This window comes from Enterococcus sp. LJL51 (genome assembly GCF_049894025.1).
Lineage (GTDB): Bacteria > Bacillota > Bacilli > Lactobacillales > Enterococcaceae > Enterococcus_L.
Genome location: NZ_JBNEQE010000002.1, coordinates 249,881 through 270,961, shown reverse-complemented (window position 1 = coordinate 270,961; position 21,081 = coordinate 249,881). Strand labels below are relative to the sequence as shown.

Annotated in this window: 17 protein-coding genes; 1 reads left to right on the top strand and 16 read right to left on the bottom strand. The window is 37.9% G+C overall.

Annotated features, from left to right (window positions below; translation table 11 throughout):
• Positions 1-374: 374 nt before the first annotated feature.
• Positions 375-1,688, bottom strand: a complete 1,314-nt coding sequence (obgE, locus tag ACPWSO_RS03455; RefSeq protein WP_426081406.1) for a GTPase ObgE — start codon at positions 1,686-1,688, stop codon at positions 375-377.
• 1,107 nt (positions 1,689-2,795) lie between these two features.
• On the opposite strand from obgE, the gene gap reads away from it, so the two are divergent.
• A complete protein-coding gene (gap, locus tag ACPWSO_RS03450; protein ID WP_426081405.1) occupies positions 2,796-3,806 on the top strand; it encodes a type I glyceraldehyde-3-phosphate dehydrogenase in 1,011 nt (336 codons plus the stop codon).
• A 149-nt stretch (positions 3,807-3,955) separates the two neighbouring features.
• On the opposite strand, the gene ACPWSO_RS03445 is transcribed toward gap, so the two are convergent.
• The 15 genes from ACPWSO_RS03445 to ACPWSO_RS03375 all read right to left on the bottom strand — a co-directional run bounded on the left by ACPWSO_RS03445 (position 3,956) and on the right by ACPWSO_RS03375 (position 21,008).
• Positions 3,956-4,360, bottom strand: coding sequence for a hypothetical protein (locus ACPWSO_RS03445; RefSeq protein ID WP_426081404.1), 405 nt, complete (start codon positions 4,358-4,360; stop codon positions 3,956-3,958).
• 42 nt (positions 4,361-4,402) lie between these two features.
• Positions 4,403-4,873 carry a Fur family transcriptional regulator gene (locus ACPWSO_RS03440; RefSeq protein ID WP_426081403.1) on the bottom strand — a complete coding sequence of 157 codons (471 nt, stop codon included), beginning with the start codon at positions 4,871-4,873 and terminating at the stop codon, positions 4,403-4,405.
• Between the two features lie 173 nt (positions 4,874-5,046).
• A complete protein-coding gene (locus tag ACPWSO_RS03435) occupies positions 5,047-5,898 on the bottom strand; it encodes a CvfB family protein (protein WP_426081402.1) in 852 nt (283 codons plus the stop codon).
• A gap of 21 nt (positions 5,899-5,919) precedes the next feature.
• Complete coding sequence (locus tag ACPWSO_RS03430) at positions 5,920-6,243, bottom strand: AzlD domain-containing protein (protein WP_426081401.1); 324 nt, start codon at positions 6,241-6,243, stop codon at positions 5,920-5,922.
• Entirely contained in the window at positions 6,233-6,940 is a 708-nt protein-coding gene (locus tag ACPWSO_RS03425) for an AzlC family ABC transporter permease (RefSeq protein WP_426081400.1), read from the bottom strand. Before ACPWSO_RS03425 ends, ACPWSO_RS03430 begins: the two co-directional genes overlap by 11 nt.
• 323 nt (positions 6,941-7,263) lie before the next feature.
• A complete protein-coding gene (locus ACPWSO_RS03420; RefSeq protein ID WP_426081399.1) occupies positions 7,264-9,366 on the bottom strand; it encodes a cell division site-positioning protein MapZ family protein in 2,103 nt (700 codons plus the stop codon).
• Between the two features lie 203 nt (positions 9,367-9,569).
• Positions 9,570-10,676, bottom strand: a complete 1,107-nt coding sequence (rpoD, locus tag ACPWSO_RS03415) for an RNA polymerase sigma factor RpoD (protein ID WP_426081398.1) — start codon at positions 10,674-10,676, stop codon at positions 9,570-9,572.
• 81 nt (positions 10,677-10,757) lie between these two features.
• Positions 10,758-12,641: a DNA primase gene (gene dnaG / locus ACPWSO_RS03410; protein ID WP_426081397.1), complete on the bottom strand. Its 1,884-nt coding sequence runs from the start codon at positions 12,639-12,641 to the stop codon at positions 10,758-10,760.
• 245 nt (positions 12,642-12,886) lie between these two features.
• Positions 12,887-14,065, bottom strand: coding sequence for a hypothetical protein (locus tag ACPWSO_RS03405; RefSeq protein WP_426081396.1), 1,179 nt, complete (start codon positions 14,063-14,065; stop codon positions 12,887-12,889).
• A 47-nt stretch (positions 14,066-14,112) separates the two neighbouring features.
• On the bottom strand, positions 14,113-14,598 hold the full coding sequence (locus tag ACPWSO_RS03400) for a hypothetical protein (RefSeq protein WP_426081395.1): 486 nt from the start codon (positions 14,596-14,598) through the stop codon (positions 14,113-14,115).
• Between the two features lie 32 nt (positions 14,599-14,630).
• Complete coding sequence (locus ACPWSO_RS03395) at positions 14,631-15,812, bottom strand: hypothetical protein (protein ID WP_426081394.1); 1,182 nt, start codon at positions 15,810-15,812, stop codon at positions 14,631-14,633.
• Positions 15,813-15,830: 18 nt separating this feature from the next.
• A complete protein-coding gene (locus tag ACPWSO_RS03390; RefSeq protein WP_426081393.1) occupies positions 15,831-17,504 on the bottom strand; it encodes a DUF3114 domain-containing protein in 1,674 nt (557 codons plus the stop codon).
• Positions 17,504-17,860, bottom strand: a complete 357-nt coding sequence (locus ACPWSO_RS03385; RefSeq protein ID WP_426081392.1) for a hypothetical protein — start codon at positions 17,858-17,860, stop codon at positions 17,504-17,506. The genes ACPWSO_RS03390 and ACPWSO_RS03385 overlap by 1 nt, the downstream gene beginning before the upstream one ends.
• Before the next feature lie 21 nt (positions 17,861-17,881).
• The gene (locus tag ACPWSO_RS03380) at positions 17,882-18,142 is read right to left on the bottom strand and encodes a TIGR04197 family type VII secretion effector (RefSeq protein WP_426081391.1); all 261 of its coding nucleotides are present in this window, start codon (positions 18,140-18,142) and stop codon (positions 17,882-17,884) included.
• A gap of 583 nt (positions 18,143-18,725) precedes the next feature.
• Positions 18,726-21,008, bottom strand: a complete 2,283-nt coding sequence (locus ACPWSO_RS03375) for a cation-translocating P-type ATPase (protein ID WP_426081520.1) — start codon at positions 21,006-21,008, stop codon at positions 18,726-18,728.
• Positions 21,009-21,081: the final 73 nt, after the last annotated feature.

The window sequence follows — 21,081 nt, the reverse complement described above, 5'->3', positions numbered from 1 at the left end:
AGCCAGATGACACCCTCACTAGCCCTTTATCAATAAAAAAAGGGGCTGTGACATTAGTATGCCTCAGTCCCTTAAACCCGGATAAACGGTGTTTCAGAAGTAACTTCTTCGACAATAAGGCGGAAATTCGCAAAAATTTGTAGAACAATTTTCGGAATTTCCGCCTTATTGCTTGAAGCTGAACACTTCTGTCACAACCTCATTATTTTGCTAAATCTGCACAAAGATGTCATCATTAAAACTTACAGCGCCGTTCATAAGTGTTAGCAGCTATGAGAAAATTCTATAAACACTATTAATGAATAGCCATTAAATATTGACTACAAAGCGCCCGCTGTCTGAAATTAACTAGTTAATTATATTAGAAAAAAACTTTATTCAACAAACTCAAATTCAAAGCCGCCAATTCGGACAATGTCTCCATCCTTCGCGCCCCGTGCACGCAGCGCTTCATCAACACCCATTCCTCTTAATTGTCGAGCAAAACGCATCACTGTTTCATCGTGCTCGAAGTTCGTCATCTTAAACAGCTTCTCCAATGCTTCACCGGTTAATACCCAAGCTGCATCAGAATCACGCTCAATTGTGAACTGAGGACCCTCAGACTGGAAGCCGTAACGAACAGTTTCTTCTTCTACTTCTTCATTATATAGAGGGAACTCAGGAGTAACATCAAGTAAATCAGCTGTAGCATTCAATAGCGGCTCCAGCCCTTGCTTCGTAACTCCAGAGATTGGAAAAATAGGCAAGGCATCTGCATATTCGTCTGTCCGTTCCTTCTCAATCTTTTCTCTAAACTCTTTGAGGTTTTCTTCAGCTTCCGGCATATCCATCTTATTAGCAACAATAATTTGAGGCCGTTCCAGCAATCTCAGATTGTGAGAAGCCAATTCTTTATTGATAGCCAGATAGTCCTCATATGGATCTCTGCCTTCCATTCCGCTCATGTCAATTACATGAAGAATAACCCTTGTCCGTTCAATATGACGTAAAAATTGAGTACCCAGTCCCACGCCCTGAGAGGCACCCTCAATCAATCCAGGTAAGTCCGCTGCAGCAAAGCTGCGGCCATCTCCGGTTGTAACCATTCCAAGATTAGGCACTAGCGTTGTAAAATGATAAGCGCCAATTTTAGGTCTTGCTGCTGAAATAACAGAAAGCAATGTGGATTTTCCTACTGAAGGGAAGCCGACAAGTCCCACATCTGCTAAAACCTTCAATTCCAATTCAATTTTTCTTTCTTGACCCGGCTCGCCGTTTTCAGCTATTTCCGGTGCAGGATTTCTTGCAGAAGCAAATCGGGTATTTCCCCGACCGCCGCGACCGCCATGAGCAACAACCAGCTGCTGCCCATTCTCAACCAAATCACCAATTAGAGCACCAGTTTCTGCGTCGCGTACCGTTGTACCTGGTGGTACTTTTACCAGTAAATCTTCTGCTCCTCTGCCGTGCATCCCTTTGCTCATGCCATTTTCACCTAAAGGGGCTTTAAAATGACGGTTAAAACGGAAATCCATCAGTGTCCGCAGACCTTCTTCAACAACTAGAATTACATCCCCGCCATTTCCGCCATCCCCGCCAGCGGGTCCGCCGTCAGGCACATACTTTTCTCTTCTAAAAGCGACCATTCCGTCGCCGCCTTTACCAGCCTTGACATCGATCACTACTTGATCTAAAAACATGGACATTTTATCGTCCTCCTATTTTAGTAAATTATCTATATAAATCTGGTTAAAGTTTCTACTACACTTTACTTAAACTAGCAGTAAAAATAACAGCAACAGAACCATTTTCTTTAAACACGATTTACAACTAAACACTTGTCAATAAATTCTTAACGAATATAACCTTTAATAAGAAACACAGCTGTTTATACTAGCACGATTTTTTCGCCTCTGCAAGAATCAAATTATATTTTTCAATAATAACAGCTAGTGAATAAAGGACTATTCCAAAGGCTAGTGTTAGTATAGCACAAATAGCAGCGGATAAAAAACTACTTTTAACCTATGAATCATCTTCACAAAAACTCAACAGCTTTCTAGGTATTTTTCATAGAAGTAATTTTCCGTTTACTGTCGTAAAACAGCAGTCTTTTGTTTTTGCTACAGCGATGAATGGAATGACAAGTGTTTTGAAGCTCTATGAACTCATTAGACATTGTTCCGTTTTCTTTAGAAATTTCATCATGTGATTGTATATTACAGCAAAAATAGTTCAATTGTTTCTTGAAAAACTAGATTTTTCACTGTAATAAACGTCAGATTTTATTATTTATTCTACAATATCTAGCTTATATTTGCATGCAGAATTATATTTAAAAGAAGAATAATTTATATGAGAATCGCTTCGAATCTAAGCCTGAATTCAAAATATTTTTTTGATACTAAGCTTTTTCAGCTGAAATTAAAACTGTAGGTTCTGTCAGCCTAAGTACCATTTTAGCGATTTTAAGAGGTACATATTTCAACACTACTCTATGTTGAAGGATATATTTTTGTATTTTCCTTTGTTGAATTGAGTTTCACTGCTTTGACTATCCTACCAGCTAATTAATATTTTGCTTCAGTTAATTAAGTTGCTCTATCAAAACCAGATTGAATAGAGAACTCCCTACACGGATAGATTTCTCTGTTCTTTTGATTTTCCTCTAATTTTTAGTTTAAAGAACTGACTTTACCTTTTTATTTCGAGGTGTATCTTTTGACAAAAAATCCGTTCGGTTGCAAACTATGAAGTGTAAACATAAGTAGAAGAATCCATTCTGCTTAATTAATGAAGGGGGAATTAGCACTATGACAGTAAAAGTAGGTATTAATGGTTTTGGACGAATTGGTCGACTAGCTTTTCGACGTATAAAAGAAGTATCAGATGATATTGAAGTGGTAGCAATCAACGATTTAACCAGCCCAACAATGTTGGCGCAGTTATTACAATTCGACTCCACACATGGTACGTACCCAGGTACTGTTACCGCAACTGATAATGCCATTGTAGTGGATGGCGAAGAAACTCGTGTCTATGCAGAACCCGATGCTAGTAAAATTCCATGGGCAAAAGAAAACGGTGTAGACATCGTTTTGGAATGTACAGGTTTCTACACTTCAGAAGAAAAAGCACAAGCTCACTTAGACGCAGGTGTAAAACGAGTAGTTATTTCTGCTCCAGCAGGTGCCATGAAAACAATTGTATATAACGTGAATGATGATACATTAACCAGCGATGACAAAATCATTTCTGCAGGTTCTTGTACAACGAACTGTCTAGCTCCAATGGCCTACTTCCTAAATAATGAATTTGGGATTGAAGTTGGAACAATGACAACTGTTCACGCCTATACCTCAACACAAATGCTGCTGGATGGTCCAGTTAAAGGCGGTAATCTAAGAGCTGCACGTTCTGCTGCCGACAATACAATTCCACATTCAACAGGTGCTGCTAAAGCAATCGGCTTGGTAATTCCTGAACTAAACGGTAAATTACAAGGTCATGCACAACGTGTTCCTGTAGTTGATGGTTCTTTAACTGAGCTGGTTTCTATTCTTAAAAAGAAAGTAACAGCAGATGAAATCAACGAAGCGATTAAAAAACATACTGTTGATAATCCTTCTTTCGGTTATGATGACCGTGAAATCGTTTCTGGCGATGTGATTGGTACTACTGAAGGTTCTATTTTTGACCCAACACAAACAGAAGTAACAACTGCGGGAGACTTCCAGTTAGTTAAAACAGTCGCTTGGTATGACAACGAATATGGCTTTACTTGCCAAATGATTCGTTTGTTGGAAAAATTTGCCAACTTGTAATTTCTAAAGTAAAATACAAAACCGGACAGCTGCCTTCCTTTGAACGGCTGTCCGGTTTTTTTACTCAAAAAACATAAAACAAGAAGCATTTACCAATACTAAAAGAAGCAGTTTTAAGCTTTTTTATAATTGCTTCTTTATACTATAGACTACTCAACATCAGCAAGCTTTTGCTTATTTCGCTCACTCTTTTCAAGACGCAAATGAGTAAGATATAAATCACTATTTTTTGATACAATTCTAGAAAGTATGAATAGTCTAACTAGTACTGAGAGTATCTCAGCTTTACCAAAGGTAAGTAATTCCAGCACAGGAAAGACCAGTGTTAGAATAATTAACACCTTCGTCAAGTGATAGCCAATAATACTTCCTCTTATTAAAAAAATACCAGTTAATCCATTTACCACATTAAAGCTTAATACAATAACTAAATAAATCAGTAAGTCACTCACATACATAGCTATTTCAAAAACTTGAATCAACTGATAGAGCTGTATAACCGAACCAATACAAAGTAACCAACCTATCCACTTCCAACCTTTTGGAACACTCACAACAAATTTCCCCTTTTTATTAATATTTTAGAAATAAATGAACTATTCTCCTTTTTTCTCAGCAGCTTCTTTTTGCTGACATTCTTGACAAATACCATGAAATGTTAGACGGTGATCTTTTACAACAAAATGATACCGTTGCTCTACGATTTCTTCTACTTCACCTAAAAGATCCTCTTCAACCTCTTCTATGTTACCACATTCTAGACACAAAAGATGATGATGAAAGTGCTTAGCACCTTCTTTTCTAAGATCATAGCGAGCCAAACCATCATTAAAGCTGACCTTATCAATCACTTTAATATCCGTCAAAATTTCCAACGTCCGATAAACAGTTGCTAAGCCAATCTCCGGACTTTTTCTTTTAACTAAAAAATAGATTTCTTCAGCCGAAAGATGGTCCTTTTCATTCTCCAGCAATACAAGTAGTGTTGCTTCTCTTTGAGGCGTTAATTTGAATCCTGATTCATGTAATTGCTTCTTAATTTTTTTTAATGCTGCCATTGAGTTCATAAAGAAAACCCCTTATTTATAATAATTATAATCTGATAATCAAATTCTCACTTCCAAATTATAATAAGTATAAATTAACTCCAAAACAATTGCAAGTGATTCTCAATTAGAATCATTATTTTTTTAACACTTTCCCGGTATAAGTATTTTTCACGGTTTCACTGTAATCTAAACTACAATAAAATTGTGAAACCATCTTCCTGCTTTATCTTTTTGTCTTTCAACAGATGGCCGATTGCCCGTTTAAATTGACCTTTGCTAATGCCAAAGGCCTGCTTTATTTCTTCGGGAGCTGATTTATCTGTATACGGAATTCTTCCATCAGCAGAACGTTCAAGGAAGGTCAACAACATTGCTGCATCGTCATTAATTGCTTCGTGGGCTCTTGGCTTCAACGAAAGGTTTAATATACCGTCTGGCCTCACACCGATAACACGACCAGAAATCTTTTCACCTAAGCGGGGTTCCTGGTATCGTTCAGAAGGATGAATAAACCCAAGATGTAGTTCCTCAGTTAAAACATAAGTACCAGCCATTTTCAGACGAAACACTGTACCTGTAATATTCTTGTTTTTCATTGCTTCATCTGCCGGCTGTGCCATGGCCTGAAATTCTTTTTCATCCGCCAATTGTCCCCAAATACGGTTTTTATCATCGGTTTTCAATGATATCATCAGACGGTCCTCTTTTTTAGGCCAAAGCTCTTTCATAACAGGAAGCTCATCCATGGAAACCACAACGTCCTTATCTTTTAATCCGATATCTACAAAGACACCTAAATCTCTCCGTACACCTGTAACTACGCCGAAACCACACTTATCTAAACGAATACTTGGAATAACTGTTGTCATGGCAGGCTCCTGCTTTTGATTCACATATCCAAAGCCTTCTACAGCTTCTCCCAGCTGATGCTCTCCTTCTTCTTTTGATAAACGAAAAGTAACCCCGTTTTTTTGCAAAAAGTAGCTGCTGTCATTTTGATCAATAACTAGTGCTGTAAATATATTTCCTAATAATTCGTACATTGCCTTCTTCCTCTCTATGTGTTAAAAAATGAATCGCAGAATAGCGATAGTGATGATTCCGGTAATGACTGTCCGCATCAAATCTTTCGTTCGAACAGCAACCAGTAATGTAGGAATACAGCTGACTGCTTCCAGCAGCTTGAGTCCTGGAAATTCCCCTTCTCTATAAATTAAGATACTTTGGAATAAAAGTGCTGTTAATATGCAAATCGGAATATAGGATAGAAAATTTAATAGCCAATCAGGAAATGACAGCTTCTTTGTTAGAACAAAAGGAATAATCCGAGGCAGCCAGGTAACAATGGCACAGCCAACAATGGTGAGCAGTATATAACTATTCGTCATGAGAAACCGTCACCCCCACTCCACAGCCAATCAGAGTTGCAATAAGCACTGCAAGTTCTGATGAAAAAAATTTCATTGATATAAAGATAGAAATACAGACAGAAAAAATAACTAGCAGTGTCTGTTTTGTTTTCTTCTTGATTGCTGTATCTACCTGAAGTACAAAAAGCCCAGCGAACATTGCTACCAATGCAAAATCCAGCCCCAGCATATAAGGATCAGGAATCCAGTTCCCTAACAAGGCGCCGCCCACTGTGGAGAGAATCCAGGCAAGATATGCTGTAATATTTAAGCCGTGTGTCCAATTCGAACTGATTTTATGTTCATTTGAAATAGCTGTCATCAGTACGCCGTAGGATTCATCTGTTAAAAGGCTGCCAATACCAATATTTGTAATCAATGACTCTTTCTTGAAAAAGCTAGCTACTGACATGCTCATCAGAAAATGACGTAAATTAATCAAAAATGTTGTTAATATAATAGCTGAAACAGGTGCCTGAATTGCCAGCATCCCGCAAATAATAAATTGTGCACTGCCTGCATAAATCAGTATCGACATCATCGCCACATGAAAAACAGATAAGCCTACACTTTTACCAACAATTCCAGCTGCAATACCAATTCCTGCATACCCAAGTACAGTGGGCAGACAAGCCTGAACCCCTTCCCGAAATGTTTCGTACTTAACCTTCTCCATCCAAAGAATTCCTCCCTACTATAACTATATTTCATTTCTATCATCTATGCTATCTCATAAGCAGACGGAAAATAGACTGATTTCCCTTGGCTGATATATAATTAAGAACCCCAAGTGAGCTGCATAACAAGAGCTATAATAGAACAAGAGTCTGGAATACTGCATTCCAAACTCTTTGTTTGATAAATAAATACAATCATTCTTCACTGGCAGAATTTGGGACATAAGTAAATACCTGAACTCTTATTTCTCAGAGCTAAACACTTTTGTCTCGACCTCTTAATTTATCCTATTCTTTAATTAATCAGCCGTATCTGTATCAATTAACGTCCCGCATTTCTTGAAGCATTTCCTTTGAACCAGCCAGTCTGAGCGTTGATAGTTACAAGGTACGTACCATCGGTTTTATATAAATTGTAATATCCTTGACCATTAACAATTTGAGCTGGCTGCAGGTAATAGCCATCTGCTGTCATATAGCCTCGAGCAATACAGGTAGCAATTACTTTTTCCTGAATACCAGGTGCCCATATCCAGGCAGGGTTACTGCTATCAGCAACATCTGTTGGGTTTTCAGGGTAAACAGGGGCTGTGTAAACTCCATTGCTGTCTGGTGCAGAGAAGCCGTTAGCGTCTACTGCGCCAGCAGTAGCAGTTCCAGTGCTTCCAGCAGCTCCCGCAGAGCCATCTGCTGCCGCTTGATTATTCGCAGAACCTTCTACAGCAGCAGATTCCTGCGCTTGATTTTGTTCTGCAGTAATCGCCGCTAGCTGGGTATCTAACGCTGCCTTAGCCTTCTTCAAAGTAGCTGTTAATGGTTCTTTTAAAGTTGAATTTTTGATTTTATTCACTTCTGTTTCGGCTGTTGCATAGGTCTGCTGCGACAGCGCTTCTGTTGCTTTATCCTCTTTATAGATATTCGCAACAGCGGCTTTAGCCGTTTGCAGCTGATCGTACTGCCCTTTAGCATTATCAATTGCTTGATTTATCAGCTTTGAAAAACCGTCGTCGCCTGTTTCTTTTGATAATGAAACAGCTTTGTCAGCAACAATTGGCTGTTCTTTAAAGGTATCCCCAGCAATAACAGATGAAGTGTAAAGCTCATTGACTTTGTTAATTACGGTCTGCTTTTCCTTCACTTTATCCAACGATTCCGAAAGCGTCTGATACTCTTTTTCATCCTTGAGTTTTTCCAAATCTGCTTCTACAGAATCTGTACTCACATTGACCATTTCTGATTTAAGAAAAACTTGTTCATCATTAAGAAAATAACTATTAATTGAAGCTTTTGTCTTCTTCAACAGCTCTTTTTGTGCATTCGTGACAGCTGCTTCTTTTTCTTTTGCCTGATTTTGGCTGTGTACATAGTACCAGCCTCCACCCCCTAAAGCTAAAGCAGCCACTGCTGCTAAAATCAGCGGTGTTTTTTTTCTTTTTTTATTTCTTTCTGATGTTGACTGCTTAGGCGGCTGATTTGAATTGGTTTTTGGCCGTTCAGCCTGATCCAGATTGGCAAACTGAGAAGTTTTCTTCCTTGGGCCCAATTCAGACGGCAAAACATCCTTCTCTTTGAAAAAGATTGGTGCTGCATCCATTTCAATTTCTTCCGGTTTCTTACTCTTTGAATCAATGACCAGTGGTTCTTCCTTTGCCTCTGTTCCATCTGTATCATTTCCAACCGGCGGGACTGAATGAGTTTCTTCCAGCTGCTCGTTTGATTCCTCTGTTTCAGGAATAACGGGGGCTTCAGTTTTTTCCTGTTCCACTGTGTCTTCTTTTTGAATCGTTTGATTTGTGTCCACTTCAGATTCTTCTTCTATCTCTAAAGGTTCATTCACTGGATTAGATTCAGGAGACTTTGTTTTCGCGGTTTCCTTTTTATGTGCTTCAATATACTCTTTTAACGTTGCTTCACTATCATTTTCTTGTTCGGCATCCGCTTCATCTTGTTCCATTTCAGCAACTGGCTCTCCTACTATGGTTTCGTCAGGTGTATCCATTTCGGCAGCTTCGGATTCCTGAACCTGTTGTTCCTCTTGCTCAGCTACAGTCTCAGGTGCCTCTGCACTTTCAGACGGAGAAATTATTTCATCAGAATTAGTTGATGTACTTTCTGTCTCTTCTTCTTCAGTTAAAGGTTCTACTGATTCATTTTCTTCTTCCGCTGTCTTTTGCTGTTCATTAAACATATCCATCACATGTCCAATACTTAAATCCTTCAAGTCGGCCCATTCAATCGATTCATTTTCTTCATTACCGGAAAAATGAGAGGAAGATCCATCGGACTGCTCCTGTTTATTATCTTCAGAGGAATTGTTTTCATCCGCTTTATTCTTTTCATCATCTGAAAACACAAAACCGCATGCTGAACATATTTTTTCATTATCATCTCGTTCATTTCCACAATTAGGGCAATGCTTCGTCATTTTTTCGCCTCACATTCTACTCTACCAAGTAAATCTAATCTATCACAAAACTACTTTTGTTCCAATATGTACTAGGTAACTTTTATGTTACGATTCCGTAAAGAAATTTAAAAACAGCTCTCTTCGACTTGTTCGAAAAGAGCTGTTACATAGGAATGACCCTCCTAATAAAGGTTCAGGTCCAAACTTCTTTCAAAAATCGACTATTCCAGAAAATCCTTCAATTGTTTTGAACGTGACGGGTGTCTCAGCTTCCGTAAAGCTTTCGCTTCAATCTGACGGATACGCTCTCTTGTAACACCAAAAACTTTCCCAACCTCTTCCAGTGTCCGCGTACGTCCATCATCAAGGCCAAAACGCAGTCTTAAAACGTTCTCTTCCCTGTCAGTCAATGTATCCAGAACATCTTCCAGTTGCTCTTTAAGCAGCTCATAAGCAGCATGTTCTGCCGGACTTGTTGCATCCTGATCTTCAATGAAATCACCAAGATGAGAATCATCTTCTTCACCAATCGGTGTTTCCAGTGATACAGGCTCTTGAGCAATCTTCAGAATTTCCCGTACCTTTTCTGTAGGCAAGTCCATTTCAGCACCAATTTCTTCGGGCGTTGGTTCTCTGCCTAAATCTTGTAAGAGCTGGCGCTGAATACGAATTAATTTATTAATCGTTTCAACCATATGCACTGGGATACGAATTGTTCTAGCTTGATCGGCAATTGCTCTAGTAATCGCCTGACGAATCCACCAGGTTGCATAAGTTGAGAATTTAAATCCTTTGCGGTAATCAAATTTCTCTACGGCCTTCATCAGACCCATATTTCCTTCTTGAATTAAATCTAAAAACTGCATACCGCGGCCAACATACCGTTTTGCAATTGAAACAACCAGACGCAGGTTTGCTTCAGCCAGACGCTGTTTAGCTTCCTGATCGCCCTCTTCAATCTTCAACGCTAAGTCCACTTCTTCTTCCGCTGTCAAAAGCTGAACTCGACCAATTTCTTTCAAATACATACGTACTGGATCATTAATCTTAACACCAGTTGGGGCAGATAAATCTTCCATTTGAGCTTTAGTCGCTACTTTTTCATCTTTTTTCAGGCTGTGCTCACTTGGATCACCATTTTCATCGACAACACTGATTCCAGCGTCCTCAATTTTTTGAATCAGTTTTTCCATTTCGTCAGCATTTAGTGTAAAAGGTGTTGCCAGTTTATTTGCCAAATCATCATAGACAACTGTACCTTTCGGCTTATTCTCTTTGATAAAGCCTGCAACAGCCTCAGCATATTTCTTTTCTGTTTCTTTTTCCATGAAAGAAGGCCCCCTTCATATTTACATACCTATCTATTATATAACAACTGTTTATGTTTTGTTAATCTTTTTCTGCTGGAATTACCGAGTTTTTTGTCTTTTCTGCGCAAGTTTGATCAATTCCATAGAAAGTTCATCTACCCTAGGCTGATTTCCCAAGCGCTGCGCTTCTTGTTTTTCCCTATTTAATTCTTCAATCCGAGTTTCAATATCTGAATACATAACGACATTTAGTAAATCGTCCAGCTCTCTCTGAGAGCTTTCTTCAGACATTTCCTGATAAGAAATGGTAATCACCAATTCTTTTAGTTTTTCATCTTGCAAGTATTCTAAAAACTGAGCTAGATTGAAATCTGGATAGACAGATAAGAAATCGGCCAGACACATATAGAGCTCCTCGTACTTTGTATGAACAAATGAGAAATTCTGCTGCTGCAGTGCTGCCCGTACATTTCCTTCATTCATCAACCGATAAAGCAGCATACGCTCTGCTTTTTCCACACGGGACAATCGCTCTTGGCTTTCTCTTGGTGGTGCTGCTGTCTCTATTGGTTCTTCTTCCATATAGGGAGGAACATAAGAAGCTGCAGCATCTGAAGGATATTGTCTTTGGTCTCTGGTGTTCTGTCTCTTCTCTGTTTCAATCAAGCGTAGCTGTTCTTCTAAGCTATGCTGAGACATTAGGAACTCTTCTGAGAGTTGTCCTAGATAATGGTCTCTTTCCAACGGAGAATCAACCAAGACTAACTCTTGGAGCATCGTATTGACATAATCCAGCCGTTCCTTCTCATTATTCATGTTTCGAGAAAGACGATGATACCTCATTTTAAAGGTGAAAACTGTTTCTCTACCATGAAGTGCCAGTTCCTTAAAAGCTTCTTTTCCGTATTTTCGTAAATAATCATCTGGATCAAGCTTTTCAGGAATATTAACGATACTTAGGTTGAATCGGCTATGTTCGGTTAATAAGGAGATGGCTCGTTTGGTTGCTTCGATTCCGGCAGTGTCTCCGTCATAACATAAAACCAGCTCTTCCGCTGCCCGCTCAAGCTGTCGGATTTGTTCATTTGTCAAACTAGTTCCCATTGAAGCCACGCCACTTTTAATCCCTGACTGCCAGGCAGCAATCACATCCATGAAGCCTTCAAAAAGAAATACTGTATTCTCTTTTCGAATCTCTTTCCGTGCAAGATTAAAATTGAACAGCGTATCCCGCTTGTTGAACAAACTCGTCTCTGGGCTGTTTAAGTATTTAGGCATATCTTCTCCGGAAAAACTGTCTGTCTTTAATAGACGTCCGGAAAAAGCAATGATTTTTCCTTGTGCATCACTAATTGGAAACATAATTCTTTGATAAAAACGATCAAGAAATTCTCCACTATCCCTTTGAATAAATAAACCAGATTCCTGAAAAAAAGAATCATCAATTTTTTCATTGGCAAACACTTGGCTAAGGAAATCTCTTTTCTGAGGGGCAAACCCTATTTGAAATTCTTCGATGATTTCTCTGGTCAATCCTCGTTCCAACAGATAGTTTAGCGCTGTTTCGCCAATTTGAGTATTCATTAACACGTGGTGGTAAAGTTCCGATGCTTTTTTGTGCATCTCCAGAAGCTGTCTTCGCTTCGGATCGCCGGTATTGCTTTGGTCCATATGATTGGATAAATCAATCTGCAAAGGGATGTTTTCCATCTCTGCAATCTTCTGAACAGATTCTGGAAAGCTGATACCTTCGATTTCCTGTACAAAATTAAAAACAGTTCCACCTTTTCCACAACCAAAACAATGAAATATTTGCTTGTCTTCAGCCACTGAAAAGGACGGGGAACGTTCTTCATGAAACGGACATAACCCCATATAGTTCTTGCCTGATTTCTTTAGCTGAACATACTGACCAACAATCTCAACAATATTCGTCCGCTGACGCACCTCATCAATAACTTCCTGAGGGATTCTTTGTGCCACTATTCTCACCTCCAAAGAGCAAAATCACTGATTCATGTGAATGTGAACAGTCGGTAAAAAGACGCACTGATCTGCATTTGCTTTCAGTACGTCTTCAAATGACACAATTACACATAGTTATTGTACCACAAAATCGATTTAATTCAAGTTATCTACACTTTGAGAAACCCATTGTCATTTTTCGTGATAATCACATAGATGCGCTTGGATATTCCCAATGTGATTCGTTGCGTTCTTAATCCGTTTTACTTTATCAGCAAAATCGTCTTTCCATCACTTAGGAAAAACCAGCCATTATTCATCGCCATTGTGGTCTTAAAGTTTTCAGTATTCGGAATCGGCTCTTTAATAAGCACGCTTTCTTTCATATGATAGCGTGCCCAATTACTTTGAAAGTCTTGGGCAATAAAGTAATGATTATTTGCAGGTGTTGCTGTTTCATTAGGAATTTTCAAGGAATGATTACTATGCAAAAAAACCTCAGAATCATCAAAAAGAAAATATTCTTTTTGATTTGCTAAATCCAGAGCAGTTACTATCTCCAATGCATTTTCTTCGCCACTCATTTCATCACTATAATATTGATGGTTTTGCAATAAAATATTATCACCTAATCGTTGGCCAACATCTTTAGCATTTGTTTCAGTCAAAAGAGTTGCATCTCCTGTTTTCATGTCCCAAGAAAAAAGCCCTTCTCCTTTGATTGAATGGTAATATGAATAATCAAAACTGTAACCATTTTCCCAACTATTCATGCGCTGCTTGATTTCCTCAAATTGAGTATTTGATTTTTCATAACTGGTCCTTTTTTCCATGGTTAAGAAATCAAATTCTTGAATTTTCTCATCATTTTGTGATTCCAGTGTAAAAATTCTCTTGCCAATAATAACAAAATCTTCCCAATCACCCATTGGTAATTTTTCAACGATTTTATCTGTTTCTGTATTGAGCTCTACTAACCCCAAATGCATATCTGTTGAATCATATTTTCTAATATAGATTTTGCTATTTTCAACATACTCAAATGAGATACTAACATCCTCATCTTTTGATATTATCGTCTGATAGTTTTTAGTTTCTAGGTTATAACTAAATAATGTCATTGTTTCATAGCTTAAATTATCAGATAAATCTTTACCTGTGATAATATATAGCTTATTTCCAACACTCTTCACATCAATGTAATCATTTTTTGATATTTCAAAATCATTTGGTATCTCTAATTTTTCTGGGATAAGTTCCTCAGACGTTTCAGTATTTAACCGTTTCATTTCAAATGTTTTTAAAAATTCAGATGTCGTGACTTCTTCGTTCACACTAGTATTTGCTAAATTACATCCCGAAAGAGATATAATAGCTATCAATAAAATTAATAGATATCTTTGGTTTTTGCTCCATTTTTTACCATTTCCATTGATAATCATCTTATTTTTCAGTCGGCTTCATTCTCCTTACCTTTTCTATTCAGATTTCAATCAACATACTTTTTAACGTATAAAGGTTCGATTGTGGTTTGTGTTTGGTCTTTAGAAAAGCTTAGTCCTTTATCTTTTTTGATAGCTTGCTTAAATTCTTTTTCTGAAACATCTTTTGCTAAAAAGGCTGACGTTTCAAAGATTACATAGTCTATTTCAACTTCTCCATTGGTTGTAGTTGAACGAGTGATGTACCAGAAATCCTTTTTTTCACTTTTTTTCGTATAAATTTCCGTGTCATTGCCACTTTCGTTAATAGCTAAATAATACAAAAGGCTATAGTCTGTTGCACTCATAGAATAGCCATCCGTATTAGTATAGACACCATCTTCTTTTCTCAACAGGAAATCCGCTTCTTTTTTTGATAAATGTTCCCAAATCTTTTTTTCTTCATTGAAACTATAAAGAGAAAATAGAAATATTGCACCAATAATAATTGTGGAAGCTAAACTGCTTATAAGTACTATTTTTTTAACAGTCATATCTAATTTTCCTTTTCCATCAAGTTATACGCTCATTTTATCAGCAAAATCGTCTTTCCATCACTTAGGAAAAACCAGCCATTATTCATCGCCATGGTTGTAGCAAAGTTTTCTGTATCTGGAATCGACTCTTTAATTAGCACATTTTCTTCAATATGATATCGTGCCCAATCTCCTTTGAAGTCTTTAATTAAAAAATGGGTTTGGTTTGCTGGAGTTGTGTAGCTGTTCTGAAATTCCTTTGTTCTGTTTATATATAAATCGTCGTACAAAAGAACCTGCTCTTGTTCAGGCAAATTATACAAGGTTAAAAAATGCATCGGCGGATCCTCACCACTTCTACCTCCTGGGTAAAAATCGATTATTTCTAAAAACTTTTCATCAGCCAATCTTTGACCAGCTTCTAAACTATTTGCTTTAAACAATGTATTTTTCTCTCCTGATTCCATGGTCCAACTGGTGTAGTTTCCATCTTCTATGGCATTAAAGAAAGTATAATCATAAGAATAGCCCGCTTTGGATTTATCCATCATTGATTTTAGTTTGCTGAATTCCGAATCGCTTTTTTCAAATTCCTGTTCCATATTCATAGACTCAAAATCTGATTTTTGAATGATAGCTTCCTCATTCTTCTCATCGTTATAAAGTTGATAAATATCATTCCCGACAATAACAAAATCTTTAAGCTTGGAATTTAATTTTATTTTGTCGACTGTTTTGTTTGTTGCGGGATTTAATTCGAGAAGACCTAACTGTTCAGTATTTTCTTTATAGCTTCCGGATTGATAACGTAAATAAACAGTATCCTTAAGAATACATTCGAATGAAATAGTATTATCTGTATTACCGATTTGCACCTCTTCAAAAGACTGCTTCTGAAAGTCATAGGTCATCAACTTGGACTTTTGATAACGCTTCTCTGTAGAAATAGTCTCAGAATCCACTTTTTCACTCGCCAAAATAATATATAGCTGATTATTTATCACTTTAGCATCTACATATTCGTAGCTGAAATCTTTTTCATTGATAGGCAAATCAATTTTTTCAGGCAGCAACTTTTCGGCGTCTTCTGTTTTTAGTTGTTTCATTTGAAATGTTTTTAGAAAGTCATTTATCGCTGATTTATTTTCAGATTTCGACTTAATTGTACAGCCTGAAAACAATAAAACTGTTAAAACAAAAATTAACATCGTTATTCTTTTTTTATTGTTCATTGCCGACCCCTTGTATTCTTATTTTTTAAATTGTTTCCCATTTTCTGCTTGTTCTCTAATCTGTTTAAAATAATCATTCTTTTCAGGATATCTCCAATCATCCTTAAGCTCCTTCCGAACTTCAGTATCGAAAAAGGCCGGTGAATCTACATCTAATACTTGATGACTATCATTTTCTTCTGGTTTTGCCCCGTAATTAAATGACTCTCCGTTGACTATCCCCTTATTCTGATCATATTTATTATTATTGTTTCCCCATTGACTAACAAGATTCCCCTTCTCATCAATAATAAACTCACTGTGATAATCATCAGATAAAATTTTTCGATTAAAACCATTCGATTCAAGTAATTTATTAAAGCCATCTTTATTCAATAAATTTTTACTAGTCAAGTCGCCAAAATCGATATCTTCACCTACTAATCCTCTATTATGAAAACGAGAATCTCTGTACATCCAGCCATCTTCACCTAGAATTGCTTTGATTGCCTCTTCATCACTGCTTAATCCATGCTCTTTTTTATAGCGCTGAACATAAGCAATGTTATTCTGATCCAGAGTGTTTCTAAATTGATGGAGCATTGTTTCTAGCGAGTATTTTTTCTTTAGTTCAACTGAGCTTAATTTCTTATCCTCATCCTTAACAGTCAATCCCTCTGGGAAAGCATTTTGAACAGTTTTTGAAAACTTATCTAAGAAACTGCCGCCTGGCGGCATATTCGGATCAAATTTGAATCGGCAAGGTTCTTTAAAAGCCAAGTCGCCATTTTCATCTAAATAACCACCCATCTGCTTCAGCACCAATTCGATTTTCTTTTTATCAGGCAGCTCTGATCCATCAAACAATATTTCATAGACATCTGATCCTACTAAATAGGTTTCTTCAAGAATTCCATTTAGCTTCTGAATAAGCTCCTCCCCACTTAATCCCTTTGTTTTCTCGTTTAAATACTCTTTAAATTTCTCAATAGCTGGATCATCCCAGCCCTCTTTTTTTAATTGCCGGATAATTCTTGTTTCACTTGTACTCCATTTATTTTCCAGCTGTTTTTGCCACATACTATCCTTTGGCAATGAAAATCCACTACCAGTCCAGCTGTTGCCTAAAGCAGTCATTCCCTGCTGGGATAAGTCATACAGCGACATTGCCTCTCCATACAGCCCAGAAGTGGCACTTTCCATTTCGTACAGAGTTTCCAGTTTTTTCTGCAGCTTTTCAATCGCTTCTTTATTCAAGTCAATCAGCTTTTTTGTACTGCTGATTTGCTGACTATAGTAATTCTTTAAGCCCTCATTTAGTGTCCCCATACCAATTGACTGGTAAGACAAATTTCTTATTTTCTGCTGATAAGAAGCAATTGATGTACTGTAGGAAGCATTATTCTTCTCCAGCTTTTCTATCTCTTTTTGAAGCTTATCTTCATCCAGTTCTTCATCTCCAACAGCTCCTGCCAAAGATTCGCTATCGGACATCATACTTTCCATTGCTAAAATCAATCCCTGAATTACTGCGCAGTGGCCTGAAAGCTGCGCCTTCATCCCTTCCCAGGCACCACCGCCTAAAGCTGGATTTCCTGAAAATTCTTCTATAGACGGCAGCACCTGATCGATTGAATCAGCATCCTTTTGCAGAGCCGTAATCATGCTTGTCGTTTGCCGTTTGACTTCACTAGGTTTTACCAACAACCCCATTAGTTTTCCTCCTTTATTTCCCCTTGTCTTTCCTTGTAAAGCTTCTCTGTACAGTGGTCTTCTTGATCTGAAAGCTTTTGCTTATATGTCTTCATCTCTGTTACCCAGGTATCCATAAAGTCCTGACGGTTCTGTTGTACTTGCCGCAATAAATCAGCCTGTTCCTCAAATAGATACCCCATCATCGGGTCTTGTCCCCACTGTTCCTGGCTTTCATAAACACTATGAACACGCTGAGTCATGTCTTCAAAAAAATATTCTTCTTCTGAGAGCACTTCACTCTCCAGCTTTTCCGCCTGATAGCGTTCTTCCTCTATTTCCTGCAGCTCCTTTTTTAACAGTTGTTCACTATCCATTATAATTTCCTCCTAAAAAGACTAGTTCATTTTTCCAGCTAATGCCTGATCCAAACCAGCAAATTCCTGTCCTAAAGATGAAATTTTTTGTGCATCGCCAACTAACAACGTACGGTAGGAAGCAACTGCCTGTCCAGCCGATTCTCCGCGTTCTTTTCCTGTTCCGACAGCGGTTAAATTACTTTCTTCTGCATATTGAATGACCCCTTTATCGCTAATTGCTTTGCTGGCAAGTGCGCCGCCGATTGCTGCTGCAGCTCCTGCATCATTTTTAATCGTCATTGTATCTCCTCCATCTGTAATTTCCTGCCTTAGAAACAGAATTCTGTTTCTAAGGTTACCTATACTAAAAGGCAAACTGTTATAAACCCAGCTACTCATATTGCAGAGCGCATTTTCCTCTGTAACCAGTTTCGTTTTTCGCCAGCCATCATCATATTGTCTTCTAATCAGAACTTAGTAAATAAAACCGTCAAAAACAGTTTAATTTTGATTCGCTTATCCTTCTTTTACAATAGACTAAGCTAACTTCTTTATATGCAATCCCTATTTAAAAATAGCGCTTACTACTTAACTAACTGTGCTAACCTATGTTAGTTATCTCACCATTAAGGTACTGAATTTCAGTAAATTTAGTTAATTTTCGTTTCGCTTGCTCTATCACTTTACTGATACAGCGATAATAATTCGCTTTTTTTATCTAACAATTTAATTATATAGTATTAAATCTTTGAAAACTAGATGTCTTTAGCCACAGAAAGTAAAAAATAAGCGTATCCTTTCGTAAGTAAAGCAAAAAAGAACCCTGCAGAAGAATAGTTAATTCCTGCAGAGTTCTCTTTTTCTAGTTATTCTTTTAACAATTTTATAAATCTTTAATCGCTAAATTATTCTTCTTCATTGTATATACGCCGATTAATGCCCGAATAACAATATTTGCCAGCATCATCACAGCAAAAATTGGTAAGGTTGCACTTGTTAGGAAACCAACCTCCAAAATATGATGGAACAGCATAGCTGCTACATAAATTCCTCCAATAGTTGTTACAATCAGGAAGATGCGCAAAGGATTCAGAGGCAGGCAGGCACGTACAACAGCCATACAGCTAATACCAATCAAAAGATAGTACATTAATGTTGTCGTATCCAAATGATTAAAGCCTTGATTTTCCGCTATTAGATAGACTGCAACAATATTCACCACAACCAGTACTGCATTTACAGCTGCATTTTTCAGAGCTGTTGGTAAGAATTTACCTTTAATTCGTCTCTTATCTTCTTCAAAGGAAAGGAAGAACGCCGGATATCCCTCAATGGCCAAATCAATCAAAGTAATTTGAATTGGAATAAACGGAAAAGCAATTGCTGTAACTGCACAAATAAGCGATAAAATCAGCGAGTAAATCGTCTTAATGAAAAAGACACTGGCAACACGAGTGACATTATTCACTACCCGGCGTCCTTCGAATAGGACATCCGGCAATGTTGTGAAATCAGAATCCAGTAGTACCAAATTAGAAATCTGGCGGGTAGCGCCATCTCCTTCAGCCATAGCAATACTGCAATCGGCTTCCCGAAGAGCCAGCACATCATTTACACCATCCCCAGTCATTGCCACAACACGACCATTGTCTTTCAGTTCTCTGACAATTGTCCGCTTCTGCTGCGGCGAAACACGACCAAAGACTGTATACTCATGAACAGCCTGACGAACTTCCTCTTCTGTCTGTTTCGTAGACAAGTCAATATAAGATTCATATCCGTACAGTCCTGCGCGACGAGCAATATTAGAAACAGTTACGGGATTATCTCCGGAAATCACCTTGAGATCAACCCCTTCCTCACGCAGATAAGCAAGTGTTTCATTAGCGTTCTGACGAATCGGATCATCGATTTCAAACAATGCCAGCTGTTCCAGATATGGCAGCTGTTCGTTCTCATCCAGCACACCATGTTCAGAAATTCCCATCATTAAAACCCGGTATCCCTGTTCCTGCGCCTCAAATACTTCCTGGGGCAAACGGTCTTCACTAAACAGCTTTTCCGGCGCACCTAAAACGACTGTCCCAATTTCATTGAACTGAATTGCTCCCCATTTTCTTTCAGAAGAAAACGGCAGAACATTAACCGCACCATAGCGGTTGGATAATTCAAAATGATCTCTAATCGCCTGCATCGTAATATTATTGTCTGTACTCTCAGCCAAGTAACTGCCAATGATTAAAGGAAAATTCTCTTTAAACAGCGGATTTAAAATCGCTGTATGCTGTACTTTCATTTTTCCTTCTGTTATTGTCCCTGTTTTATCCAAGCATAATGTATTTACGTGAGCTAACGTTTCCATTGCATACATATCCTGTACAAGAATTCGTTTCTTCGCCAGTTTAATAACACCCGTAGTCAGGGCAATACTAATCAGAAGAACCAATCCTTTAGGGAGCATACCAAGCAAGGCAGCAGCAGATGCAACTACAGAACCCTTCATCCCAGATTCACGGATAAAATAGCCCTCTACAAATAGAATAATACCTAATGGAATAATGACAAAACTAGTGAATTTTGATACCTTCCGAATTGATTGAATCAGTTCAGAACGAATCGGCTTGTGCACTTTTGCTTCAGAGGTAATCTTTACCGCATAATTTTCCGCGCCCACATGAATAACCTGAGCATATACCTGACCGCTAGACAAAAAGCTTCCAGAAAGCAGTGTATCGCCTTCTGTTTTTTCAATTAAATCAGATTCTCCTGTCAATAGCGCTTCGTTTGCCTCAGCTTTACCATCAATTACCTGCATATCAGAAGGAACTTGCTCACCGGCAGAAATTACAACAATATCATCCATAACCAACTCTTTGGTATTAATGGACTGCTGTATACCATCCCGGATAACTGTAACTTCTTCTTTAGCGACAATAGAAAGCTTTTGAACTAAGTTCCGAGCATGAATTTCCTGATAAATCCCCATACTCATATTTACTAAAATAATTGCTAGAAAAGCCAGATTGGAGTATGCTCCTACTGCTAATAAACAAAGGGCTATTCCAAAGTTCAAAAAGTTAAACAGCGTCATGACATTATCATAGATAATATCCTTAGTTGATTTCGCTACGTTTTCCTCATAGTCATTTTGCAGCCCCTGCTGCATCCGACTGTTAACCTCCTGAGCAGTTAACCCTTTTTTCAGCTCTAATTTATTTAATGACACAGAATCCCTACTT

What these genes read in the sequence shown, in the direction of transcription:
- ACPWSO_RS03425 (WP_426081400.1), bottom strand. Translation starts at nt 6,940, where the DNA reads ATGGAGAAGGTTAAGTACGAAACATTTCGGGAAGGGGTTCAGGCTTGT.
- ACPWSO_RS03435 (WP_426081402.1), bottom strand. Translation starts at nt 5,898, where the DNA reads ATGTACGAATTATTAGGAAATATATTTACAGCACTAGTTATTGATCAA.
- ACPWSO_RS03440 (WP_426081403.1), bottom strand. Translation starts at nt 4,873, where the DNA reads ATGAACTCAATGGCAGCATTAAAAAAAATTAAGAAGCAATTACATGAA.
- ACPWSO_RS03380 (WP_426081391.1), bottom strand. Translation starts at nt 18,142, where the DNA reads ATGACGATTAAAAATGATGCAGGAGCTGCAGCAGCAATCGGCGGCGCA.
- ACPWSO_RS03405 (WP_426081396.1), bottom strand. Translation starts at nt 14,065, where the DNA reads ATGATTATCAATGGAAATGGTAAAAAATGGAGCAAAAACCAAAGATAT.
- ACPWSO_RS03390 (WP_426081393.1), bottom strand. Translation starts at nt 17,504, where the DNA reads ATGGGGTTGTTGGTAAAACCTAGTGAAGTCAAACGGCAAACGACAAGC.
- ACPWSO_RS03375 (WP_426081520.1), bottom strand. Translation starts at nt 21,008, where the DNA reads ATGCAGCAGGGGCTGCAAAATGACTATGAGGAAAACGTAGCGAAATCA.
- ACPWSO_RS03430 (WP_426081401.1), bottom strand. Translation starts at nt 6,243, where the DNA reads ATGACGAATAGTTATATACTGCTCACCATTGTTGGCTGTGCCATTGTT.
- ACPWSO_RS03420 (WP_426081399.1), bottom strand. Translation starts at nt 9,366, where the DNA reads ATGACGAAGCATTGCCCTAATTGTGGAAATGAACGAGATGATAATGAA.
- ACPWSO_RS03400 (WP_426081395.1), bottom strand. Translation starts at nt 14,598, where the DNA reads ATGACTGTTAAAAAAATAGTACTTATAAGCAGTTTAGCTTCCACAATT.
- ACPWSO_RS03385 (WP_426081392.1), bottom strand. Translation starts at nt 17,860, where the DNA reads ATGGATAGTGAACAACTGTTAAAAAAGGAGCTGCAGGAAATAGAGGAA.
- obgE (WP_426081406.1), bottom strand. Translation starts at nt 1,688, where the DNA reads ATGTCCATGTTTTTAGATCAAGTAGTGATCGATGTCAAGGCTGGTAAA.
- rpoD (WP_426081398.1), bottom strand. Translation starts at nt 10,676, where the DNA reads ATGGAAAAAGAAACAGAAAAGAAATATGCTGAGGCTGTTGCAGGCTTT.
- gap (WP_426081405.1), top strand. Translation starts at nt 2,796, where the DNA reads ATGACAGTAAAAGTAGGTATTAATGGTTTTGGACGAATTGGTCGACTA.
- ACPWSO_RS03395 (WP_426081394.1), bottom strand. Translation starts at nt 15,812, where the DNA reads ATGAACAATAAAAAAAGAATAACGATGTTAATTTTTGTTTTAACAGTT.